Source organism: Arthrobacter sp. Y3221048, from assembly GCF_059092685.1.
The window spans coordinates 313398-336230 of sequence record NZ_JBNHHX010000002.1 but is presented as its reverse complement, the minus strand read 5'-3'; the positions used below and the strand labels follow the sequence as shown (position 1 = coordinate 336230).

General features: G+C 69.0%; 20 protein-coding genes. 7 read left to right on the top strand and 13 right to left on the bottom strand.

From position 1 onward, the window contains the following. Positions 1–23 precede the first annotated feature (23 nt). The 4 genes from AC5RVS_RS06185 to ssd form a co-directional block, all read right to left on the bottom strand. On the bottom strand, positions 24–587 hold the full coding sequence (locus AC5RVS_RS06185; RefSeq protein WP_494107533.1) for a type II secretion system F family protein: 564 nt from the start codon (positions 585–587) through the stop codon (positions 24–26). Further along, positions 584–934 (bottom strand): hypothetical protein, encoded by a 351-nt coding sequence (locus AC5RVS_RS06180; RefSeq protein WP_493989529.1) that lies wholly within the window; start codon positions 932–934, stop codon positions 584–586. Before AC5RVS_RS06180 ends, AC5RVS_RS06185 begins: the two co-directional genes overlap by 4 nt. Before the next feature lie 452 nt (positions 935–1386). Next, the gene (locus AC5RVS_RS06175) at positions 1387–2553 is read right to left on the bottom strand and encodes a TadA family conjugal transfer-associated ATPase (protein WP_493989530.1); all 1167 of its coding nucleotides are present in this window, start codon (positions 2551–2553) and stop codon (positions 1387–1389) included. After that, positions 2550–3671 (bottom strand): septum site-determining protein Ssd, encoded by a 1122-nt coding sequence (gene ssd / locus AC5RVS_RS06170; RefSeq protein ID WP_494107532.1) that lies wholly within the window; start codon positions 3669–3671, stop codon positions 2550–2552. Before ssd ends, AC5RVS_RS06175 begins: the two co-directional genes overlap by 4 nt. A gap of 117 nt (positions 3672–3788) precedes the next feature. On the opposite strand from ssd, the gene AC5RVS_RS06165 reads away from it, so the two are divergent. Further along, positions 3789–5489, top strand: coding sequence for a bifunctional 3'-5' exonuclease/DNA polymerase (locus tag AC5RVS_RS06165; protein WP_494107866.1), 1701 nt, complete (start codon positions 3789–3791; stop codon positions 5487–5489). Between the two features lie 63 nt (positions 5490–5552). Here AC5RVS_RS06165 and AC5RVS_RS06160 read toward each other — a convergent pair whose 3' ends face one another. From AC5RVS_RS06160 to AC5RVS_RS06150, 3 genes are read right to left on the bottom strand one after another with little or no spacing between them, the layout of a single operon-like run. Then, on the bottom strand, positions 5553–6257 hold the full coding sequence (locus AC5RVS_RS06160; RefSeq protein WP_494107531.1) for an NUDIX hydrolase: 705 nt from the start codon (positions 6255–6257) through the stop codon (positions 5553–5555). A gap of 2 nt (positions 6258–6259) precedes the next feature. Next, positions 6260–7075, bottom strand: coding sequence for an endonuclease III (gene nth, locus AC5RVS_RS06155; RefSeq protein ID WP_494107530.1), 816 nt, complete (start codon positions 7073–7075; stop codon positions 6260–6262). After that, the gene (locus tag AC5RVS_RS06150) at positions 7068–8630 is read right to left on the bottom strand and encodes a hypothetical protein (RefSeq protein WP_494107529.1); all 1563 of its coding nucleotides are present in this window, start codon (positions 8628–8630) and stop codon (positions 7068–7070) included. Before AC5RVS_RS06150 ends, nth begins: the two co-directional genes overlap by 8 nt. 324 nt (positions 8631–8954) lie before the next feature. On the opposite strand from AC5RVS_RS06150, the gene acs reads away from it, so the two are divergent. The 3 genes from acs (at position 8955) to AC5RVS_RS06135 (ending at position 12636) form a co-directional block, all read left to right on the top strand. Further along, a complete protein-coding gene (gene acs / locus AC5RVS_RS06145; RefSeq protein ID WP_494107528.1) occupies positions 8955–10946 on the top strand; it encodes an acetate--CoA ligase in 1992 nt (663 codons plus the stop codon). 139 nt (positions 10947–11085) lie between these two features. Beyond that, complete coding sequence (gene aroQ / locus AC5RVS_RS06140; protein ID WP_494107527.1) at positions 11086–11538, top strand: type II 3-dehydroquinate dehydratase; 453 nt, start codon at positions 11086–11088, stop codon at positions 11536–11538. Between the two features lie 18 nt (positions 11539–11556). Beyond that, entirely contained in the window at positions 11557–12636 is a 1080-nt protein-coding gene (locus AC5RVS_RS06135; protein WP_494107526.1) for a DUF2332 domain-containing protein, read from the top strand. On the opposite strand, the gene AC5RVS_RS06130 is transcribed toward AC5RVS_RS06135, so the two are convergent. Further along, positions 12633–13817 carry a MarP family serine protease gene (locus AC5RVS_RS06130; protein WP_494107865.1) on the bottom strand — a complete coding sequence of 395 codons (1185 nt, stop codon included), beginning with the start codon at positions 13815–13817 and terminating at the stop codon, positions 12633–12635. The genes AC5RVS_RS06135 and AC5RVS_RS06130 overlap by 4 nt on opposite strands. A gap of 249 nt (positions 13818–14066) precedes the next feature. Between AC5RVS_RS06130 and AC5RVS_RS06125 the strand changes: the two genes are divergently transcribed. Continuing rightward, a complete protein-coding gene (locus tag AC5RVS_RS06125) occupies positions 14067–14744 on the top strand; it encodes a Crp/Fnr family transcriptional regulator (RefSeq protein ID WP_493966729.1) in 678 nt (225 codons plus the stop codon). A 157-nt stretch (positions 14745–14901) separates the two neighbouring features. Here AC5RVS_RS06125 and AC5RVS_RS06120 read toward each other — a convergent pair whose 3' ends face one another. From AC5RVS_RS06120 to sp36, 3 genes are read right to left on the bottom strand one after another with little or no spacing between them, the layout of a single operon-like run. Next, on the bottom strand, positions 14902–15834 hold the full coding sequence (locus AC5RVS_RS06120) for an NUDIX hydrolase (RefSeq protein WP_494107525.1): 933 nt from the start codon (positions 15832–15834) through the stop codon (positions 14902–14904). Beyond that, on the bottom strand, positions 15818–16312 hold the full coding sequence (locus AC5RVS_RS06115; RefSeq protein WP_494107524.1) for a RidA family protein: 495 nt from the start codon (positions 16310–16312) through the stop codon (positions 15818–15820). Before AC5RVS_RS06115 ends, AC5RVS_RS06120 begins: the two co-directional genes overlap by 17 nt. 2 nt (positions 16313–16314) lie before the next feature. Further along, positions 16315–16470, bottom strand: coding sequence for a Sp36 family protein (gene sp36, locus AC5RVS_RS06110; protein WP_493978079.1), 156 nt, complete (start codon positions 16468–16470; stop codon positions 16315–16317). A gap of 37 nt (positions 16471–16507) precedes the next feature. Between sp36 and AC5RVS_RS06105 the strand changes: the two genes are divergently transcribed. Then, the gene (locus tag AC5RVS_RS06105; RefSeq protein WP_494107523.1) at positions 16508–18793 is read left to right on the top strand and encodes a transglycosylase domain-containing protein; all 2286 of its coding nucleotides are present in this window, start codon (positions 16508–16510) and stop codon (positions 18791–18793) included. A 2-nt stretch (positions 18794–18795) separates the two neighbouring features. After that, on the top strand, positions 18796–19776 hold the full coding sequence (locus tag AC5RVS_RS06100; RefSeq protein WP_494107522.1) for a metallophosphoesterase: 981 nt from the start codon (positions 18796–18798) through the stop codon (positions 19774–19776). Positions 19777–20036: 260 nt separating this feature from the next. On the opposite strand, the gene AC5RVS_RS06095 is transcribed toward AC5RVS_RS06100, so the two are convergent. Further along, on the bottom strand, positions 20037–21494 hold the full coding sequence (locus AC5RVS_RS06095; RefSeq protein WP_494107521.1) for an HNH endonuclease signature motif containing protein: 1458 nt from the start codon (positions 21492–21494) through the stop codon (positions 20037–20039). 398 nt (positions 21495–21892) lie between these two features. Beyond that, positions 21893–22768, bottom strand: coding sequence for a nicotinamide mononucleotide transporter (locus tag AC5RVS_RS06090; RefSeq protein ID WP_494107520.1), 876 nt, complete (start codon positions 22766–22768; stop codon positions 21893–21895). Between the last annotated feature and the right edge of the window lie 65 nt (positions 22769–22833).

Genomic DNA, 22833 nt, shown 5'->3' with positions numbered 1-22833 from the left:
CGGCCTGCACTGTGGAGGAGTGCTTACAGCCTGGGCACGAGGGCGACGAGCACCGGCACCACGCCCAGGGCGATGAAGGCGGGAAGGGCGCACAGCCCCAACGGAAGTACAAGCCGGGTGCCGAGGGCAGCCGCCCGCTGCTGGTCTTCCTGCTGCCGGCTTCGCCGCAGCTGGTCTGCTTGGGCAAAGAGCACCGCCGCCGAGGGCGCACCCGTTGCGGCACCGAAGCGCAAGGAATCACGCAACACGTCCAGTCCGGAACCGGGCTCCGCGAGCGCCCAGGCCTCCTGCCATTCCACGCCCAGCAACAGCGCAGAGGCAATTTGATCCAAAGCCGTCTTGGTCATTCCCCGGGTGGTGGCGGCGAGGGCAGCCACGGCGTGGGGCAGGGGCAGTCCCGCTGCCAGCATGGCACCCAACAAATCCAGGTGCAGGGCGGGATCGTCGGCCGCTTCGTCCCCGCCGCCCTCCCGGCCTGCGTCTGGAGCCCGCGGCGACTTCGCGACGATGCAGCTCGCCCCGGACAGTCCCGGCCACAGCAGCCAGACGGCGGCAAAGAGCAGTACACCGGTCAGCACCGGGATCACAGGCCCTCCCGTCCGGCAGCAAGGCGCACGAGGTGCCGGGACCAGAAGCGTGCGCCGACCATGAGCGCCACCCCGGTGACCAGGACCGGCCACCCCGTCGGTGACAGCAGCAGCGTGGCGACGGGGTCGGCACCCATGGCAGCGCCGAGTCCAAGTCCCAGCAGCGGCAGCCACCCGAGCAGGGCCGCGGTGGCCTTCGGCCCCGCCAGCGCGGTCCGGCGCGCAGCCCTGGCATCAAGCCGATGCTGCAGGTGCCCGGCATAATTCTCCAACAGCAATGCCAGTGGTGCCCCGGTCCTCTCGGAAACCTCCCAGCAGGCAGCCAGATCATGCCACATCCGTTGCACGGCGGCGGCCTCAGGGTGTGCCCGCCGGCCGCTCCCCGGCCCCTGCCTCCGCAGAACCGGTCCGATTCCCAGTCCCAGTTCCGCGGCCTGTGCTGCCGCCTCGAGGGTTGGGACCAGCAGCCCACGTTCTCGCGCCGCCGCACCTGATGCTGGGCCCGTTCCATCCCGCTGCCGTGCGCCCGGCGGGGACCGGTCAGGCTGTTCCGGCGCAGCGTAGACCGAGAGCATATCCGGCCAGAGCTGGGCCGGTGTGCGCCCGGAACCCAACAGCGCGGCCATCTGCCGCACGAAGAGGGGCAACTGGTCCAATTCGCTGGCGGCGGACCGCCGCCGCGCCCTGTCGCCGGCTGACCCTTGCCAGGAGCGGCGGTGTGGCCCGGCTGGACGGTGCCTTGGCCTCGGCAACAGCAGCAGGCAGGCGGCCGCAGTCAGCAGGAACACCGCGAGGCCGGTCATGGGAACAACCGTCCGTGAAGTTCGTCCCAGCCCGGCGAGTACCTGAACCCTGCTCCGTCAGCGGCCAGCGCCGGGATGGTCTGCAAGCCACCCGCGGGATCGCGCCGCAGCAGGCAGATTTCCTGCACGCAACGCCCTTCCCCTGTGCGGTGCATCGAGATCACCAGGTCCAGTGCGCTCGCCGCCTGCAGCACGACCGCTTCGGCGCTCATCCCGGCGAGCGCGCCCATGGCCGCCAGCCTGGCCGGAACCGCCGCGGCAGAGTTCGCGTGGATGGTGCCGCCGGCTCCCGCGTGACCGGTGTTCATCGCCGCGAGGAACTCGCGGACCTCCGCTCCCCGGCACTCTCCCACCACCAGCCGGTCCGGCCGCATTCGCAGGGCCTGCCGAACCAACTCCACCATGCCGATCGATCCGGTGCCCTCGACGTTGCTGGTCCGGCTCTGCAGGCCCACCACATGCGGATGGTCCGGGTCCAGTTCGGCGGCATCCTCGACCAAGACCATACGTTCCCGCGGGCCGGCGGTCCCCAGCATCGCCGAAAGCAAGGTCGTCTTGCCTGACCCGGTGGCTCCGCAGATCAGGAAGTTCAGGCGCTGCACGACGACGGCCTCGAGGTAGGGCTGCCACTGCGGTGCAGCGACGAGCAGTTCCGCGAGCGTGAAGCGGCGCGGACGGTGGAGCCGGATCGAGAGCAGTGTCCCGCCGGTCGAAACCGGCGGCAGCACCGCGTGGACCCGGTAACCCGCAAGGCGCACGTCCGCGCACGGGTTTCCATCGTCGAGCCTGCGCCCGCCGGCCGCGACCAGACGTGCGGCCAGCGTCCGGACCTCGGCGTCGTTGGCAAAAGCGACGGGGGCGCGGCGCAGGCCGCTTTCGCCGTCGGTCCAGATGTCCTGCGGGCCATTCACCAGGATGTCCGTGGCTCCCGCGTCCGCCAGGGGTTGCAGCGGCCCCAGTCCGCGCAACTCCGCGGCCAGTGAGTCCACCGCCCGCAGCGTACCGGCCGTTCCCAGTAAACGGCCGCTCGACTGAACGGCTGCTGCCAGTCGGGCTCCCGTTACCGGCGATGGATCGGAGAGCACGGCGCGGCGGAAGGGCTCAAGGCCGATGCCGGGGGTCGCTGCCGGGGCAGCCCGGTGCCTGCGTTCCGAGCCGTTCATGACCTGTTGCCCGGCCCCGGTACGGGGTTTAGGCGCTCCAGCAGGCCGGCACACAACGCGCGGATCCGCCTGTTCGATGCCAGGTCCAGCAGGCGGCCTGCCCGCTGTGCAGCGGGGACCGCGCGCAGGTACGGCACGTAGCCGGCCAACGGCACCCCGAGCTCGTCGGCGATCAGCTGTTCGTCGGCTCCCGCCGGCAGCGGTCCCCGGACCACCAGGTGCATGTTCGTTCCGGCGCCGGCCGCTGCCGCCGCTGCCGCGGCTGCGGCTGCGGCTGCGGCTGCCCGCAGCGAACGGCTATCCGTACGGGCCAGCAGCACGATGTCGTCCGCCGCCGGTCCGGTCTCGGGCGGCCTTCCCAGCCGTCCGGCGTCGACGACCACCAAACCGAAGGCACCTGCCGCGGCCGACATGATCTCCGCCGCCACCTCATCCCGCGGGACGTCGTGCAGGGCGGGATCCCCCGACCCGGGCCATGACAGCAGGGAGAATCCGCCCGTCGCCGGTAGCGAGGCCGCCAGTTGGACCGGGTTCACGGTTCCCTGCACTGCTGCCAGGTCCGGCCAGGCCAGGCCCGGGACGTCGGCGGCGCCCAGGGCCGCCGAGAGCCCACCGCCGAGCGGGTCGTCGTCCACCAACACCGTGGCCGTTCCCGAACGGGCTGCCGCCCCGGCCAGCCATCCGGCCAGGGCCGAGGCTCCTACTCCACCGCTGGCTCCGTGCACGGCAACCACCTTCCCGGCCGTGTCCCGCCGCCGGGTCCGGCTCAGGTATTCCGCCAGCCATGCAGCCCCGTCGGGCAGCACTGCCACCCGGCCGGCCCCCGTGGAGGCCGCCAAGTCCCAGAGGGCCGGTGCCTCCTCAACAAATCCGACCACGATGATTTCCCCGTCGGTCCTCTGCACCCGGTGATACCCGGCGGTTCCCAGCAGCAGCGGGGCTCCGCCGACAGCGGCAAGCGTTCCCGGCGGTCCGTCGGGCCGAAGTGCAAGCCCGGCCGCCGCCGCGATCCGGGCAACTTCATCGCGTAGCCGGTCGGTGCCGCCGACGAGCACGACGTCCGCCGCTTCCGCGGGCTTCCAGCGGGACCGTTCGGCGGCGGCGTGGTGTCCTGGCATGCTCCGATCGTCCCCGGAGCTCCGGCCCGGCGCCGGCCGAGGGGGCGCCGGATGTGGGCCGCGGCGGACGGCTTGGCCCGTGTGGAGGACAGGTCAGTGGAGAATTGAGGTGTGTACATGGTCCTGGCCTCCGCTGCGCGGAACATTTCCGTGCCGGAGGGCACGGAACCCGTCGCGTACCTGCAGCGCACCGACGCGCACGGCACCCCCTCCGGGCCGCCCGTCGTCGTGCCCCAGGGACAACTGGCCGCGACGGTCCGGAGCCTCGATGGCGAGGGACCCCGCTGGGTCTTCGAAGCCACGCGTGCCGTGTACCTGCCGCTGCTGGCTGCCGGCACCGACGTGGACCGCAGCCACGATCTCGCCCTGGCCCGCAACATCCTGGCCTTGTCGGTCCATGCCCCGGACACCGGGTATATCCGCGCGCTGCGGGAGGCACCGTCCCGGCATCAGGATGAAGAGCTGCCCCGTCAACTGCCGCCGGTGCAGCAGTCCCCGGACCAGTTCACCCTCTTTGACGAACCACGGGCCGGCGGGACGGAGCTGGAGGACCTGGTGGCCGAGTTGCAGGACCAGTTGGCGGCCGTGGCCGCATCGGCCCACCGCGGCCGGCTGCAACTGCTGCTGGCCGCCGAATCGGCCGGCGCCCTGATCGCCACCGAGATGGAACATGCCGGCGTGCCTTGGCGCGAGGACGTGCACCTGCGCATCCTTTCGGACCAACTGGGTGCACGTCCGCGGGAGGGCCAGCGGCCGGAAAAGCTGGAGGTCCTCGCCGTCAGGCTCGGACAGGAGCTGGCCAATCCCACGTTCAACCCCGACTCCCCGCAGCAGCTCATCCGCGCCCTGCACCGGGCCGGCATCGAGGTCAAAACCACCAGCTCCTGGGAATTGAAGCAGCATTCCCATCCGGCGATCGAGCCGCTGCTGCACTACCGGAAGCTCGCCCGCCTGTTCACGGCCAACGGCTGGGCGTGGCTGGACGCCTGGGTGCAGGATGGCCGCTTCCGGCCCGAGTATATGGTGGGCGGCGTGGTCACCGGGCGATGGGCCTCCCGCGGCGGCGGTGCCCTGCAGATACCCGGCCAAATCCGTGACGCCGTCCGCCCCGATCCCGGCCGCAAGCTCATCGTCGCGGACGCCGCCCAGCTGGAACCCCGGGTGCTGGCGGCGCTGGCGCAGGATGGGGCGCTGGCAGCGGCCGGCCGCGGCAAGGATCTCTATCAGGGCATCGCCGACACCGGATTCGGCGGCGATCGGGCCAAGGCGAAGATCGCGATGCTCGGGGCCATGTACGGTGCCACCACCGGTGAATCCGGCCGGCTGATGCCGCAGCTCACCCGGACGTATCCGCAGGCCATCGCCGTGGTGGAGCGCGCGGCCCGGGCCGGCGAAGCGGGACAGGTGGTCAGCAGTTATCTGGGCCGCAGCTGCCCTCCGCCGTCGGAACGCTGGCTGGCCTCCCAGCGGACCGCCACCGCGGAAGAGCAGCGACGGGCAGATACCCTGGCGCGCAGCCGCGGCCGCTTCACGCGCAACTTCGTGGTGCAGGCCACGGCCGCCGAGTGGGCGCTGTGCTGGCTTGCGGAACTACGACGGCGGCTGCGCGTCTGCGCTGCCGAAGGAACCCCCGTGGGGGAGATGGTGTTCTTCCTCCACGACGAGGTCATGCTGCACGTCCGCGAGGACCGGACGCAACTGGCCTGCCGGCTGGTCGAAGAGTCGGCTGCTGCCGCCACCCGTCTGGTCTTCGGCCACATCCCTGTGGCTTTCCCGGTCAGTGTGGCAGTGGTCGATTCCTACGCCGACGCCAAGTAAAGACGCCAAGTAAACCAGCGCGCCTCCCCCGCCGGGGTGGCCGGCCGGCCGGACCATAATCCGTCAGCCGGCTGCGGGGCGCGGGGCGATCGGTGCCGGAATCTCGCGCGACCTGTCCCAGTCCAACGACCAGCCCAGGTCGTCAAAAAGATGGCTGAGCAAAATGGCGGTAAAGCCCCAGACCACCACTCCGTGGACCAGGAACGCGGGGCTGCGGAAGTCCTGTCCACCGCGGCGGAGCACCGACATGCGCCGGTTTGCAGGGTCCAGCAGGTCGGCGACCGGCACACGGAAGACCTGCGCCGACTCGGCAAAGTCGACCACGGCGACGGGAGAGGGAGCGGCCCACCAGGCCAGGACCGGCGTCACCAGGAAGTTGCTGACCGACAGCGGGATGTCCGGCAGGACCCCCAGGACTTCGACGCCGGCCGCATCCAGACCGGTCTCCTCGACCGCTTCGCGGACTGCGGCGGCGGCGGGTCCGTCGTCGTCGGGATCAATGCTGCCGCCCGGAAACGCCACCTGCCCCGGATGCGAGGAGAGGCCCGCGGCGCGTTCCACGAAGAGCACGTCAAGGTCATCCGGGACGGCCGAATCGTGGAAGTGCGCCGGTGCGTCGTCCAAGGCGCCGAAGAGCAGGAGCACCGCGGCCGGCCGGGCCGCTTCCTGGTCCAGGGTGACGTCGTACCAGCGCTCCCGTTCGCGGACGGAGAGCCGCTGGTCCATCGGCAGCTCCACCAGCCGCTGCAGGTCCTTCTTGGCGCTCACCGTCATGCTCCCAGCGGGAAGCCGGCTGCGCGAAGCTCCCGCCTCGTCTCACCGGCCATCATCCGGGCCAGCAGTTCTTCGCGCCCCGGCGCCAGTTCGTACTTCAACAGTTTCCGCGCCTTCTCCGGGTCCACCTCTCCCTCCCCGTAGGACGGGCACCATTGGGCCACGGGGCAGGCGCCGCACGCCGGCTTGCGGGCGTGGCACACCCGGCGGCCGTGAAAGACAACATGGTGGGAGAGCATGGTCCAGTCCTTGGGCTCGAACAGCTCCGCGACATCAAATTCCACCTTGACCGCGTCGGTCGACTCGGTCCAGCCGAAGCGGCGCGACAACCTGAGGAAATGCGTATCCACTGTGATGCCCGGGATGCCAAACGCATTGCCCAGCACCACATTGGCGGTCTTGCGGCCGACCCCGGCGAGCTTGACCAGGTCGTCCAGGTTTCCCGGGACCTCGCCGTCGAACTCGTCGACGATCTGGTTGGCCATCTTCAGCAGGCTCTGGGACTTGGCCCGGAAGAAACCCGTGGGCTTGATCAGCTCCTGCAGTTCGGTCTCATCCGCGGCGGCGAGCGCACGGGCATCCGGGTAGCGGTCGAAGAGCACCGGAGTGGTCATGTTGACCCGGACGTCGGTGGTCTGGGCGGAGAGGATGGTCGCCACCAGCAGCTCGAAGGGATTGGAGAAATCCAGTTCCGCCACCGCATACGGGTAGTGTTCGGCCAGCTCCTTGTTGATCCGCCGGGCCCGGCGCTTGCGTGCCAGCAGGGACTCTTCGGTTTTGCGCCGGCGGGCGGCCGGCGCCCGGTCAGGCACGCTCAATGTTTGTCAGGTCTCTCAGGACGCCCACCCGGCCGTCCGTGTGCTGCACCAGGAATTCGTCGCCGCGGTCCTGCAGCGCCAGGATCCATGACCCCGGCTCCACCGTGAACATGACCTTACCGGTGTTCTCGTCCAGCACCGGGCGGGTGCGCCCGACGGCGAACCAAAAGGCTTCGTATTCCCCTTCGGCTTCCTCGTAGTGTTCCCTGGTGGCGCTGATGGGCGAAGACGCCGAGGCAGCGTCGGCCACGGCGCGCGCGGTGCCGGTCTCCCCGACTGACGGCATGGCCGTGGTGGCTGTTGTCGCCTGGCCGGCGGCAGCGGGAGTCGCGCTGGCTCCGGCCCCGGTCGGCTTGGCGGCTGCACCGCCGACGGCCCCGCCGGCGGGAACGGCCGCCCCTGCCGCCCGGTCGGCTGCACCGTGCTCCCCTGTGCTGTGCTCCTGTGTGCCGTCGGAATGATCCCCGGCTCCGGTGTGACCCGTTTCGGCAGGCTCCTGGGACTGCCGGTCGCCGGCCGCCGCGGCGGAACCTCCCACCACCGTTCTTGCAGAGTAGCCGACATCCCGGGCCACGCCGCCCGCCGAGGACGCGGCAGCGCGCGCAGTTGCGGATCCGCTCGCATCGGCCGTCACCGGAATGCCTACGGCCTCCCCGTCTGCCGCCCCCGGCGACACGGAATCGTCCGGCTCAAGGTCTTCGGCCCGCTGAGTGCTGATCGGGCTGGCGTCGGTATCACGTCCGGAGGCAATCGTCGCGGTACCGGCGCCGGGTGCGGACGAGTTCGTGGCCTGGGCGGCTGCGGCAGCGCCTGCCACCCCGGCTGCGCCGTTGCCGGAGGGCGCAGCGAACTGCCCGGTAGACGGTTGTTGCGCTCCGGTTTGGTGCGCGCCGGACGGAGAATGGGCTGCGGAACCGGCGCGGGCTCCAGCGCCGGCCGTTCCCGGCGTCGCCTCGTCGATCCGGACGGCACCGGCCCGGGCGCCCCCCTTGCCGGCGGCTCCCTCATGGGCGGCCGGCTGCCCGGTGGCGGGCTTGGGCTGCCTCGGCCGGGGCGCAGCCGGAACAGCGTCGCGCGCCACGGGGTGGGCGACGGCTTCGGGGCGTCCCGCGAAATCGGCGGCAAGCTGCGGAATCCAGCGTGCGCAAACGGTTCCGGCAAAGAGCACCAGCGCGCCGATAAATCCGATGACTCCGCTGACGCTGAAGACGGTGACGATGGTCAGGAAGTAGAAGGCCAAGGCCAGGGAAGCGACCACGGAGGCGAATTGGTCGACCGACAAAGAGCCGACCCGCAGCGGCGTCTGCGGTGCCAGCCGCCGCACGACGAACAGGACCAGCACCACCGCCGGCAGCAGGATGCCCAGCCCCAGTTGGAACAGGCCGCCCGAGTTCCATAGGTTCACGCCGATGCCCTGGAGAACTTGCAGGGGCATCACCGACGAGAGGAAAAGCAGGACGACGCCGGCGCCCACCACCGTGTCTCGCACGGTGAACGGGCCGGCCACCGCAGTTCCTGCCGTGCCGTGGGTCTGGGAGCTCTGGGACATCTTCGATCCTCCGGTTGTTACGGTTGCAGCGCGGGCCGGGCCCGCCATGGGTCGTAAGGGTCGCACCGCGGGCCGGGCCCGCCGTGCAACGTTCGGGCGCTGGTCTCAGCGTAGTCAAGGAACCCACCCTTCACTAGCCGGATTCCCGCGGGCGAAGGCGGTGCCGCGTGCCGTTCACCGCAGATTCACCTCCATTTACATCGCACAGTGTGACGCTGCACACTGCAGTCGGCGCGCGAAGGATTAGGCTGGCAAGCAGCAGGTGCGCCCGGCCGACGAGGCCGGGTGCACGCCAATGACCCAGCAAGACGAAGGGGCCTTCACATGTCTGAAGCCAACGGAACGCAGTCGACCGCCGCCACCGGCGACGCCCTGGAAAACCTGCTTCACGAGAACCGCAGGTTTGCGCCCAGCGCTGAATTCGCCGCCGCCGCGGTGGCCAAACAGGACGTTTACGCGGAAGCCGAGGCGGACCGTCCGGCCTTCTGGGCCAAGCAGGCCCGCGAGGTCCTGTCGTGGGACAAGGACTTCACCCAGGCGCTGGACTGGTCGGACGCCCCGTTTGCCAAGTGGTTCGTCGGCGGCGAGCTGAACGCCGCCTACAACGCGCTGGACCGGCATGTGGAGAACGGGCTGGGCGACCGGGTGGCGATCCACTTCGAAGGCGAACCCGGCGACACCCGCACCTACACCTACGCCCAGTTGACCGAGGACGTGAAAAGGTGCGCGAACGCGTTCGAGTCCCTCGGCGTGGCCAAGGGCGACCGGGTCGCGGTCTACCTGCCGATGATCCCGGAGGCCGTGATCACCATGCTGGCCTGCGCCCGGATCGGCGCCGTGCACTCGGTGGTGTTCGGCGGTTTCTCCGCCGACGCCCTGCGTTCCCGGATCGACGACGCGGAGGCCAAGCTCGTGGTCACCGCCGACGGCACCTGGCGCCGCGGCAAGCCGTCCCCGCTGAAGCCGGCCGTGGACGAGGCGCTCTCCGCCCCCGGACACACGGTCTCCAACGTGGTGGTGGTCAAGCGCAACGGCGAACCGGTGGACTGGCACGAGGGCCGCGACCTGTGGTGGGCGGACACCGTGGAGACCGCGTCGGCCGAACACACCCCCGTGCCGCACGACGCCGAGCACCCGCTGTTCATCCTCTACACCTCCGGCACCACCGGAAAGCCCAAGGGCATCCTGCACACCACCGGCGGCTACCTCACGCAGTGCGCCTACACGCACAAGGTGGTGTTCGACCTGAAACCGGAGACCGACGTGTTCTGGTGCACCGCGGACATCGGCTGGGTAACCGGCCACTCCTACGTCACTTACGGGCCGCTGATCAACGGCGCCACCCAGGTGATGTACGAGGGCACCCCCGATTCCCCGCACCAGGGCCGCTGGTGGGAAATCGTTCAAAAGTACAAGGTCTCCATCCTCTACACCGCCCCGACGGCGATCCGCACCATGATGAAATGGGGCGAAGACATCCCCGCCAAGTACGACCTGTCCTCCATCCGGGTGCTCGGCTCCGTGGGCGAACCCATCAACCCCGAAGCCTGGATGTGGTACCGCCGGGTGATCGGCGGCGACAAGGCACCCATCGTGGACACCTGGTGGCAGACCGAAACCGGCGCGCACATGATCGCCCCGCTGCCCGGAATCACCGCCGCCAAACCCGGTTCCGCGCAGGTCGCGATCCCGGGCATCGCCGTCGACGTCGTGGACGAACTCGGCGCCTCCGTCCCCGACGGGCACGGCGGCTACCTGGTGATCCGCGAGCCCTGGCCGGCCATGCTGCGCGGCATCTGGGGCGACCCGGAACGGTTCAAGGAAACCTACTGGTCCCGGTTCGAGAACATGTACTTCGCCGGCGACGGCGCCAAGAAGGATGAGGACGGCGACATCTGGCTGCTCGGCCGGGTGGACGACGTCATGAACGTCTCCGGCCACCGGCTCTCCACCACCGAGATTGAGTCGGCGCTGGTCTCCCACCCCGCCGTGGCGGAGGCCGCCGTCGTCGGCGCCAAGGACGAAACGACCGGCGAAGCAGTGGTCGCGTTCGTCATCCTGCGCGGCGAAGCAGCCACCCGGCACGGATCCAACGAGGACATCGTTGCCACGCTGCGCGCCCACGTCGGCAAGGAAATCGGGCCCATCGCCAAGCCGCGCACCATCCTGGTGGTGCCGGAACTGCCCAAGACCCGCTCGGGCAAGATCATGCGCCGGCTGCTCAAGGACGTGGCCGAAGGACGCGAAGTCGGCGACGCCACCACGCTGGCCGACAACACCGTCATGCAGCAGATCGCAACCTCGCTGAAGGCCTGACGCCCGGCAGCCGTCTGAATGCCGGGTCCTCCCGCCGCCCCTGGCGCGGGAGGGCCCGGCATCATGCTTCGGGGGGCGGGGACGCCCCGCCTGCAACAGGTCAGCTCCACCGGAACGTGATTGAGGCATAGTAAAAGGCATGACTGCAGATATCCCCGGCACCCGCCGCGTCCTGATCCTCAACGGCCCCAACCTGAACCTGCTGGGCACGCGCGAACCGGACGTTTACGGCACCGCCACGCTGGCCGACGTCGAGCAGCTCGCCACCGACGCCGCGGCCGCCCGCGGCTGGACCGCCGAGTGCGTCCAGTCCAACCACGAAGGGGCGCTGATCGACGCGGTCCATGCTGCCCGCGGCACGGCCGATGCGATCATCATCAACCCCGGCGGCTACAGCCACACGTCCGTGGCGCTCCGGGACGCGCTCTCCGGCGTGGCCCTCCCGGTGGTCGAGGTGCACATCTCCAACATCCACCGGCGCGAACAGTTCCGCCACCACTCCTACGTCTCCGGCGTCGCGGACGCCGTCATCGCCGGCGCGGGCATCACGGGCTACCGGCTCGCGGTCGAATACCTCGCCGAGGCCCTGTAGCGGGACGGCCACGGGACGATGGGCGGACAGCGAGGGGACACCGCCGGCTGGTACCGGAACTTCGGCCTGTACGAGGCCGCAGGCCAGTCCCCGGTGTACGTCGAGTGGGCCCTGGGCATCAGCGACGATCCCGAGGTCCTGGCGCTGATCGATACCCTGCCCGCGTCGAAGCGCCAGCCCAACCTGGTTTTGGCGGCAGCCCGCTCCCTTGGCGCCGGCGCCGCCGGATACGCGGGCTTCCGCGACTTCCTGCTCTCGCGGTGGGACTCGGCCCGGGCGGTGGCACTGGCCCGCACCACGCAGACCAATGAACCCGGCCGCTGCGCCGTCTTCCTGCCGTCCCTGGCGGCCATCGCCGCCTCCGAATCCAAGCCGCTGGCGCTCATCGAGGTGGGCGCCTCGGCGGGGCTGCTGCTCTATCCCGACCTGTACCGCTACCAGTACGACGGCGGTGCGGTCCTCGCGCCGCGGCCCTCACCTGCCGCCGGGGCCGGGGCGGAAGCGCCGGAGGCTGCCCCTGCCGGCGGTGCCGCACCGGAGCCTCCGCTGCTGGAATGCTCCACCTCCGGCCGCCCGCCGCTGCCCGGGTCGCTGCCCGAAGTCTGCTGGCGCGCCGGAATCGACCTGAATCCGCCGGACATCACCGATGCCGGCGATGTCGCCTGGCTTGAGGCCTTGATCTGGCCGGGGCAGGAGTTCCGCGTCCTCCGGCTGCACCGGGCCCTCGAGGTGGCCCGCCGCACACCGGTCCGGCTCGTGGCCGGCGACCTCACCGAGCAACTGCCCGCGCTGGTGGCCCAGGCACCTGAGGATGCCGCCGTCGTCGTGTTCCATTCGGCGGTGCTTGCCTACCTGCCCGAGCCGGACCGGCGGCGGTTCCGCACCCTGGTGGAGGGGCTCATCCGGGAGCGGGGCGTGCACTGGCTCGCGCACGAAGGACCCGGGGTGATGCCGCTGCCGGAAGACGACTCCGGCATTCCGGGCCTAAACGACCGGACCCAGCGGGGCCGCTTCCTGCTCTCGCACAACGGGAAACCTGTGGCCGTCAGCGGCCCGCACGGCCAGTTCTTGGACTGGCTCCGTCAGGACAACAGCTAGCGGGTCACGCACTGGCCGGCGGAGATGGTCTCCTGATAGCCGAGGGCTTGGTCGACGACCGGCTGGACCTCATCCAAGGTCAGGGCGTAGCCCACCGGGACGTTCTCCGTGGACTTGGCGAACACCACGCCCGCCACGTTTCCGTCGGCATCCAGCAGCGGTCCGCCGGAATTGCCCTGCTGCACATTCGCCGCCAGCGTGTAGACCTCGAGCGACGACGGGTCCGCGCCGTAAATGTTCTGCACCAGCACCTGCGAACGGCCCTGCACGGTGGCCGGTTTGCTCTGGAAGGGACCGCCGGCCGGGTAGCCCTGGAACGCCGCCAGGTCGCCTTCGGACAGTTCCCCTCCCAGCGGCAGCGGCCGCACGTCCAACTCGTCCACGGCCAGGACGGCCAGGTCACGCACCGGGTCGAAGAACACTACCCGGCCGGGCAGCACCCGTCCGTCGGGGATTTCCACCACCGGTTCGTTGACGCCGGCCACCACGTGGGCGTTGGTCAGCACGCGGTCCGGTGCCACCGCAAAGCCGGACCCGGTCTGGTTCTGCCCGCATTGGAAGGCCGTCCCCGCGATCCGCAGCACGGAGGCCGCCGCCTCGTTCAGGGCCGCGGTATCGGTGCTGGCGTCGGGAACCTGCGTCGATTCCTGCGGCACCTGCGGGTCGAGGACCAGCGGGATGCCGTCCGCAACGACGATGGAGCGCACCTGCGCCGCCCACGCCTTTACCGGATCCGGGGTCAGGTTTTCGATCGAAGCGATCACCTTGGAGGCGGCGATCTGTTGCGAGATGAATGGCACGCCCATGGTGCCCAGGCTGAACGCCAGCATGGAGATTACCAGCGCGGTCACGGCCAGGTTCATCACGCCGCCCAGCAGCCGGTCCAGCGGCCGCAGCGGCGGGAAGTCCATCCGCCGTCGGATGGCTCCGCCGATTCCCGTCCCCAGGGCGTGCCCGAGCACCACGAGCAACATGGCCACGGCAATGGCTGCGGTCAGCCGCCAGGCGCTGTCCGGAACCCATTCGCTGACCAGCGGGATGGCGAAGAAGGCTGCCACCGCTCCCAGGGCGATGCCGGCTATGCCGCCGAGGGTGAGCAGGAAGCCCTTGCGCAGACCTGAGACCAGGTACGCCAAGAGGATCAGCAGCAGGACGATGTCCAAGATGGTCAGGCCGAAAATCACTCATTCTCCGTTGCGGTGGGATGTGCATAAGTCTAGGCGGTCCGACCGCGGGAATTATTAACCGCCGTTACCGGTTGTCACTTCCGGCAGCCCGTGTCGGTGCCCGATGCCGGCGCTTTCCTCCTCTGGGAGCGAAAAGCCTTGTGGAAGATGTCACAGGGGCTTTACATGCGGCAAAATGGAGAGCAGTGCCCCCACGGGCGGGCAGCTTGAACCCCAGCCGAACAGTACTAACTTGGAGAATTCATGGACGTAGAGATCCTTCGCCGCGCACCTCTTTTTGCCACCCTTGACGACGACGTTTTCGCCGCGCTGACCGACGAGCTGACCGAGGTCGATCTGTCCCGCGGCGCATCGGTGTTCCGCGAAGGTGACCAGGGCGACCAGCTCTACTTCATCGTCTCCGGCAAGATCAAGCTGGGCCGCACCGCTGCCGACGGCCGCGAGAACCTGGTGGCCATCCTCGGCCCGGGCGAGCTCTTCGGCGAGATGGCCCTCTTCGACCCGAGCCCGCGCAGCACCTCCGCCACCGCCGTGTCCGAAACCCGCCTCGCGGGGTTGAAGAACGAGAACCTGCGCGGCCTGCTGGAGACCCGTCCCGAGGTATCGGCGCAGCTGCTGCAGGCCCTTGCCCGCCGCCTCCGCCGCACCAATGACTCGCTGGCCGATCTGGTCTTCTCCGACGTTCCGGGCCGTGTGGCCAAGGCACTGCTGGATTTGGCCGACCGCTTCGGCCGCCCCGCCACGGACGGCATCCTGGTGGCGCACGAACTGACGCAGGAAGAGCTGGCCCAGCTGGTTGGCGCCTCCCGCGAAACCGTCAACAAGGCGCTGGCCGAGTTCGTCCAGCGCGGCTGGCTGCGACTGGAGGCACGCGCCGTAGTCATCCTGGACATCCAGCGGCTGCGCCAGCGTTCGCGCTGATTTTCGGCTGAAAAGTACGACGGCGGGGGCTCACCGATGGTGAGCCCCCGCCGTCGTCGTTGTGGTCGGGAGGATGGATTTAGGTCCCCGGCCACGGGTCCAACGCGGCGAGCGGGATCCATGTCGGCGGAGCGGGCTCAGTGTCGGCGGAGCGGGCTCAGCGTCCCCGTTGGGCGGCGCCGCCTTCGGTGGCGGAGTTGGCCGCGACCTGCAGCATGGGCACACCCTCAACCTGGATCAGTTCGGGGTGGTAGAGCCGCTGCGGGCGCTTGTGCGAGAGGTAGGCAATGCAGCCGCGGGCGCCGGCGATCTTTTCCACGATGATCTCCACCGCCGGCGAGGTCACTTCGCTGAACGTCAGCCCGCGGGTGTCGGGTTGGTCCACGAGATCGCCGAGCGCCGTGGTGTTCCGCCCGGCCACCAGCTCCTGCGCCGGCAGCCACGAGGCCCACACGCCCTTGCTTTCCAGCAGGGACGGCCGTTGGTTGGCCGGCTGGGCCGCAGCGAAGTAGCGCGTATCGAAGCGTCGGTGAGCGAAGTCCGGGCTGAGCCAGTGGGACACGGGTTTGAGCAAGTCCGTGCGGACGCCGAGTCCGCGCTTGCCCAGCGCTTCGCCGAAGGACTTTTCCTGGTCGGCCACGGCCTCCCGGGTCCGCATCCAGTCGGCGCCGGACGTGGATTCCGGCATGGTGGACTCGTCCGGGCCGGCCAGCAACACGCCGGTTTCCTCGAACAGCTCGCGTATGGCCGCCACCACGTGCGCGTGGGCCAGGCGGTGGTCGTCCAGCCCGAGCATCTCGGCCCATTTGGTCGGCGAGGGACCGTACCAGGTCACCGGGTCGCCGTCGGTCTCCTCCACGCTGCCGCCGGGAAAGGCCACCGTGCCCAGCGGAGAGGAACCCGTCCGGTAGCCAAGGTAGGTTTCCGTGCCGGCTGGCCCGTCCCGCACCAGGACCACGGAGGACGCCAGCCGGGGCTTCCGCGGCGTGCGTTCTCCGTGTTGGAACCAGCTGTGGGCCGCGCCCAGCTGGTCCGGCGCCACGGGGAAGAGCCGCTGCTCCTCGCGAAGCGGACTAGCTGAATTCGGCAATCAGTTCTACCTCGACCGGCGAATCCAGCGGCAGCACGGCCACGCCGACGGCGGACCGGGCGTGGGCGCCGGCCTCGCCGAGGACCTGCCCCAGCAGCTCGGAGGCGCCGTTGATCACACCCGGCTGGCCGGTGAATCCCGGATCGGAGGCCACGAAACCGACGACCTTGACCACCCGGGTGATCCGGTCCAGGTCACCGATGACGCTCTTGACTGCGGCCAAGGCGTTCACGGCGGCCGTCGCGGCCAGGTTTTTGGCCTCCTCGGCACTGACCAGGCCGGCACCGTCGCCCACCTTGCCGGCGGCCGGAAGTTCGCCGTTGACGAACGGCAGCTGCCCGGAGGTGTACACATAGTTCCCGGAGACAACCGCCGGTACGTAGGCGGCCACCGGAGCTGCCACGTCCGGCAGGGACAGGCCCAGACCGGCCAGCCGCTCTTCGACGTTGGACTTCCGCGCCTCTGTCGTTTCCGTCATGGCTACTGCTTCTCCCGCTTCAAATAGGCAACCGGATTGGTTCCGTTCGGTCCGGGGAACACCTGGACGAGCTCCCAGCCGTCCTCACCCCACTGGTCCAGAATCTGCTTGGTCGCGTGGATAATGAGCGGAATTGTCGCGTATTCCCATTTGGTCATAACTCAAAGGGTAGCGCTTGCTTGTAAACTGAACCCCATGGCCGCTCGCAAATCCCCCTTCTTCGACACTGCGACCACCCTGGGCAAGATCGTTGGCTTCTTGGGTATCAGTGCGCTCTGTGGCGTTCTCGCAGCCGGCCTGCTGGTTCCGGCCGCAGCCGTAGCCGGTGTCGGGGCCACCTCATCGATCGAATACTTCGACCAATTGCCGGACGAACTGCAGACGCAGCCGCTGGCCCAGCCGTCGCGGATCCTCTCCGCCGACGGCAAATTGATTGCCACGTTCTACGCCGAAAACCGCGTCCCGGTGACCTTGGACAAGGTCTCCCAGCACATGCAGGACGCCATCATCTCCATCGAGGACGTTCGTTTCTACGAGCACAACGGTGTGGACCCCCAGGGCATCATGCGCGCCGCGGTGACGAACATGGCCGGCGGGGACCTGCAGGGCGCCTCCACGCTGACCATGCAGTATGTCAACAACGTGCTGATCGACGCCGGTGCTTCCGCGGGCAAGGGCGCCGAAGAGCTGACCATCAGCGGCACCAAGGACATCGGCGACAAGCTGCGCGAGGCGAAGCTGGCCATCGCCGTCGAAAAGGAATTCAGCAAGGAAGAGATCCTGCAGGGCTACCTGAACATCGTGTTGTTCAGCGGCCAGGTCTACGGCATTGAAGCTGCGGCGAAGACCTTTTTCGGTGTTCCCGCGGCCAAGCTGAACATCCAGCAGTCGGCCATGCTGGCCGGCATGGTGCAGTCGCCCAACTACTTCAATCCGGTGAACAATCCGGAAGCGACGGTGGAGCGGCGCAATACGGTGCTGTCCGCCATGCTTAGCGCGGGCAAGATCACCCAAGAGGAGTACGACGAGGCCGTTGCCAGCGACCTGGGCTTGAACCTCAAGCCGGTGCGTTCCGGCTGTGTCGCGGCGAACTTTGCCGACTACTTCTGCAGCTACGTGCAGCACGCCATCATGCAGTCCGATGCGTTCGGCGCAGATTCCACGGAGCGGGCGAAGCTTCTGGCCCGTGGCGGCCTCACCATCAAGACCACGCTCGACTCCCGCCTCCAGAAGGAAGGCCAGAAGCAGATCGAGCAGGAAGTCCCCGTGGGCGATGAGTCCGGCGTCGGCTCGTCCATGGTTTCGGTTGAACCCGGCACCGGCAACATCCTGATGATGGCCCAGAACACCAACTACAGCCCCGAAGACGGCGTGGCCAATACGGAGCTGAACTACAACGTCGACGCGGATATGGGCGGCGGCAACGGCTGGCAGCCCGGCTCTACGATGAAGCCCTACACAATGGTCGCCTGGCTCGAAGCAGGCAAGGCGCTCAACGCATCGGTCGACGCGCGCCGGACGGAGTACCCGGCGCAGTACAACTGGAATGCCAGCTGCCTGCCTCCGGACGCGTGGTTCAGTGAGTGGGACTTCCAGAATGCGCTGCCCGGTTTCGAGCGGACCATGACCGCCAGCCAGGGCCTGACGTGGTCGATTAACTCTGCTACCGCAGCCATGGCCGCGCAGCTGGACCTCTGCGACATCCAGGATGCGGCAACCCGCCTCGGCGTTCGCACGGCGACGGACAAAGAGCCGATCAGCATTGAGCACCCGTCCTTCATCATCGGCACGACCAACGTTTCCCCGATGACGATGGCGGCTTCGTTCGCGGCGTTCGCCAACGGCGGCGTGTACTGCAAGCCGATCGCGCTGACCTCCGTCACGGATGCCCAGGGCAACGAGTACGAAGTGCCGAAGAAGTCCTGTGAACGGGCGATCTCGGAAGAAGTCGCTGCTGCCGTCAGCGTCCCGCTGGAAAACCTGGTCAACCTGCAGCTGGGCGGAATCCATCCGATTGGTGTTCCCTCCGCTGTCAAGACCGGCACGACCGACAAGTCTGAGTACACCTGGACGGTGGGCTACACCAAGGGCATCTCCACTGCTTCCTGGGTGGGCAATCCGAACGCCTACAAGTCGATCAACAACATTCCGATCAACGGCGTGACGCGCAGCTACGTGGACGGTGCGACCATTGCCGGCGGCCAGTGGACCGATTACATGGAGAAGGTCGCCGGCTTGTATAAAACGGGCGAGTTCGGCTCCGCGCCGAGCAGCATGATGTATCCGCCCCGACCGGTCCAGGCCCCGGCACCCTCCGAGTCGAACAACAACTCGAATTCCAGCAACAGCAGCGACGAAGGCGACGGGGATTCGGGCGGTGACTCCGGCGATCCCGGCAACGGAAACGGCAATGGCGGAGGCAATGGAAACGGCAACGGCAACGGTGGAGGCAACGGAAACGGCAACGGGGACGACGACTAACCGTGGACACTGACTTGCTGCGAGCACGGCTCCGTACCGCAGGCACCCTGGCCCTTGGGGCCACTGCCGCGGGCGGGGCCGCGCTCGTCTACGGCTCCGTTATCGAGCGGAACCTGTTCAAAGTACGCGAAGAAACGCTGCCCATCTTGCCTGTCGGCAGGGGCCCCCTAAAGATCCTGCATCTGTCCGACATCCACATGACACCCGGGCAGACGCTGAAGCAGAGGTGGCTGCGGCAGTTGGCCTCGCTGGAACCGGATCTGGTGGTCAACACCGGCGATAACCTCAGCCATCACCAGGCCGTAAAGCCCCTGCTGGACTCGCTTGCGCCGCTGATGGACGTTCCGGGCGTGTTCGTCCCGGGCTCCAACGATTACTACTCTCCGGTGATGAAGAACCCGTTCTCCTACCTCACCGGCCCCTCCACTCAGCCCAAGGACTATGCGGAGCGTGAACTGCCGTGGCGTGAGATGCACGCGGCGTTCGGCACCGCCGGCTGGGTCGACTTGACCAACCGGCACCAGTCGCTGGTGGTGGGCCGCGTGCGGCTGGACTTCACGGGCGTGGACGATCCGCACCTGCAGCGCGACCGTTATGCGGGGTTCCCAAACGGTTCGACTACCGCCGATGAAGCCGCATTCCTGCGGATCGCGGTGGCCCACGCCCCGTACCAGCGGGTGCTGGACCGGTTTACTGCCGACGACGCCGACCTGATGCTGGCCGGGCACACCCATGGTGGCCAGGTCTGCATCCCCGGCTACGGGGCCTTGATCAGTAATTGCGATCTGCCCACTTGGCGCGCTCGTGGACTGACGTACTGGGAGCACGAGGGGCGTAGCGTCCCGTTGAATGTGTCGGCCGGGCTGGGAACGTCCCGTCTGGCTCCGGTGCGCTTCGCCTGCCGCCCGGAGGCTGTGCTGCTGACGCTGACACCGGCGGCTCCGGCCGGCGAAGTCCCGGCCGGAGCCCCCGGGCTTAGCTGAGCGCAGAAGCTCCGTCCCGGGCGAATGCCCATCGCTCAACTGCGCGCAGAAGCCCGCTCCCGGCGGAGGCATCGCTCAACTGCGCGCAGAAGCTCGCTCCCGGCGGAGGCCCATCAGCTAGCACAGAAGCTTGTGGTGCCATTTGTCCGACAAAGGCTGTGCTTTTCCACTTAGCACGCCGCTTATGCGTTCCAACTGTCCCTGCGCGTCCACCCGCACATGCATCCAGGTTCGCCCGCGCTCCACCTGCGCCGGATTGGTCAAGGTGCGGCTTGGAGTGGTTGGGGTGGGACGTGGGTTTGACAGTAGGAGTTGCGCAGCGGTTTGCGGCGGGGGTCGATGTAGTCCGGCGGGGTGAACCAGGGGATGCCGTCGAGGACGTTGATCTCCCAGTTGCCTTGCTCGATCAGGTCGTGGTGGAGCAGGCAGAGGCACACCCCGTTGTCGACGGTGGTGCGGCCGCCGGCCCACCACGGGATGATGTGGTGTGCTTCGGTCCAGAACGCGGGCATGCTGCACCCGGGGGAGGCGCAGCCCTTGTCCCGGGCGACCAGGGCCCGGCGGATGGCGCGGTTGAAGAGCCGTTGCGACCTGCCCAGGTCCAGGATTTCGCCCTCGGAGCCGAGGACCGCCGGGATGATCTCGGCGTCGCACGCCATCCGGCGGACCGTGGTGGCCGAGACAGGTCCGGTGAAGACCGCGCTGCCGCCGCCGGAGAGCCGTCCGGCCAGCTGGTCATACCCGGCGGTGACGATCACCTGTGTCCGGTGCCCGCCCGAGTCCGGAAGCCTGCCGGTGTTCAACGCGATCCGGCAGGCCCCGACCAGGCCGGCCAGCAGCTTCTGCGCCCGGGTGGCATCGTCCATCGCCTCCACCACGGCCGGATCCACCGCCCCGCGGCCATCAGCCCCTGCCGACCCAGCCCCTACAGCCGGAATCATTTCCGGGTCGGCAGCGCATGTGGCGGCTGCGGCGTTTGCCACGCCGGTCCCGGCCGCACCGGCATGATCCGTGCCTGCCGCTGTGCTGGTCGCGCCTGCTTCGCCTGCGCCTGTGCCGGGGCCGGCGGGTCCTGCCGTGTCACCTTCACTTCCGCTGTTGGCGGCGGTGTCGATGGCGTCGGGGCGGATCCGCGGGTTCGCGGCGCTGTTCATCACGGTGGCGAGGGCTTCGTACTGGGCATCGGTGGTGTTAATGACGAACTGGTGCAGCCCCCGCCGCCGGCCCCGGTAGAACATGCCCTGCCGGGCCCGCAGTTCCTCCTCCGTCGGCTCGGCACCGTCCTGGTCGACCGCGGTTTCCCACGTCCTGGCGACCATCACCAGGGTATCGGCATCGGCCTCTACGGCCTGCCGGACCAGCGACGCTTCCATCGCCTGCAACGCCTCCGGCGTGCCGGCGTGCCGGGCCCGGTCCAGCGAATCCACCACCACGGCCGCGGCCTGGCCGCTGACCTCACCGCCGGCCATGGCCTCCGCCAACACCGGCAGCGCCGGGACACCGGGTTCCCCGTCAAACCGCACCGGCGCTGTGATCGCCTTGCCGACCCGCAGCCTGCGCCGCGCCTCGACAATACCGATCCCAGCCTTGAGCGCAGATACTCCGCATTGTTGGCAAACTCCGTCTTGCGGCGGCGCGGCGCCTGCTTGGACCCGGACAGGTCCGGGTCCGCGGCGCCCACGCCGCCGGTGTTGATCGCCGCCGCCGGATCCGCCCACTCCCCCGCCCCCGCCGGGCTGGACGCGACGGCACCGGCACCCGCCTCCGCGCCGGCGACGGCAGCCGCCCCTGCGCCGGCCCCGGCAGGACCAGACGCCCCCGCACCGGCACAGGCTCCGGCCTCGGCGCCGGCTCCGGGTCCGGTCACCGTCGAGTGTTCCCCGTTGGCGGCGATGTCCGCCCGTTCCACGGCCTGGGCGCCGACGGCCTGCAGGAACTCCACGAGCTTCGAAACGTCCTCCACCGCCGCTACGGTACTAACCAGATCCCGGGCAGACAGGGACGCCCACTCGGCGGGAAAGCAGTCAGCGACATCCTGCAGCAGGACACACGCCTGGGCCAGGGATGTTCCCATCTCCCCGGTGCGGTCCAACGGTGCAAGAGCCATACCACAATTTTATTCGTACACACATTCGACGGCCATCGGAAGGAGCCATTGTGTAGGAGTAGTGCCGGCCCAGAGGCAGTGCATGCGGTAACAATGGGAGCGGCCCGGAAAATCATGCAAGCTGGGCCTCCGGGTGACGGCCGCACCAGCAGCCCGCTCGCGCACGATGCAGTTGGAAAGCCACCAGCCCGCGAACGCACAATGACAGGCGGTAAGCAGCCAGCGAGCGCACGATGCCAAGGGAAGCGCGATGCTAGGCGGAAGCTGCCGTCTCCGCGCGTCCGGCACGCCACTTGGACCAGCCGTACAGGCACAGGACCCCCAGCAGGACGGTGACGACGATGCCGTCCAGTGCAAAGAGGACCTGCGGGTTTGCGCCCGCTGCCACTCTGGCCAACCCATCAGCGAGAGGGTGACGCCGAGCCACCAGGCTTCGATAACGCCGCGCGCGAGCCCGAGGTACAGCAGCGGTGTCAGGAGGCTGGCGACCACTACTTCAGCAATGTCCCCCGGGCTGGCCATGTGTGTCAGCATCATGGGCAGCACCTCGATACCGAAGAACACCAGGACCAGCACCGTCAGGAGGGCCGCGGCCAGCCAATCGGGCCGCTGGACCGGATGGACCGGAACCCCGCCCGCCGCTAACCGCCGGCGCCACCGCCACCATCCGTAGGCGGCCACCGCGGGCAACACCAGGACGGCAAGGCTGAAAGCGCCCGCCACGCCCATCAACACCATGGACAGAACCGGTTCCACCAGCAGCACCAGCCAGCCGGGCTGCTTCCGCAGCGCCAAGAGCAGGACGGCCACCACTTGCAGCAGCGGAAAGAGCATTGACATCCACAGGACCAACCCGAAGCCGTGCACCACGTCCGCCAGATCCATGCTCTCCCCCGTTGGTGAATGGTTCGGCCCAGACTAGCGAGCATCGGTTTCCCAACGCGTCGGCT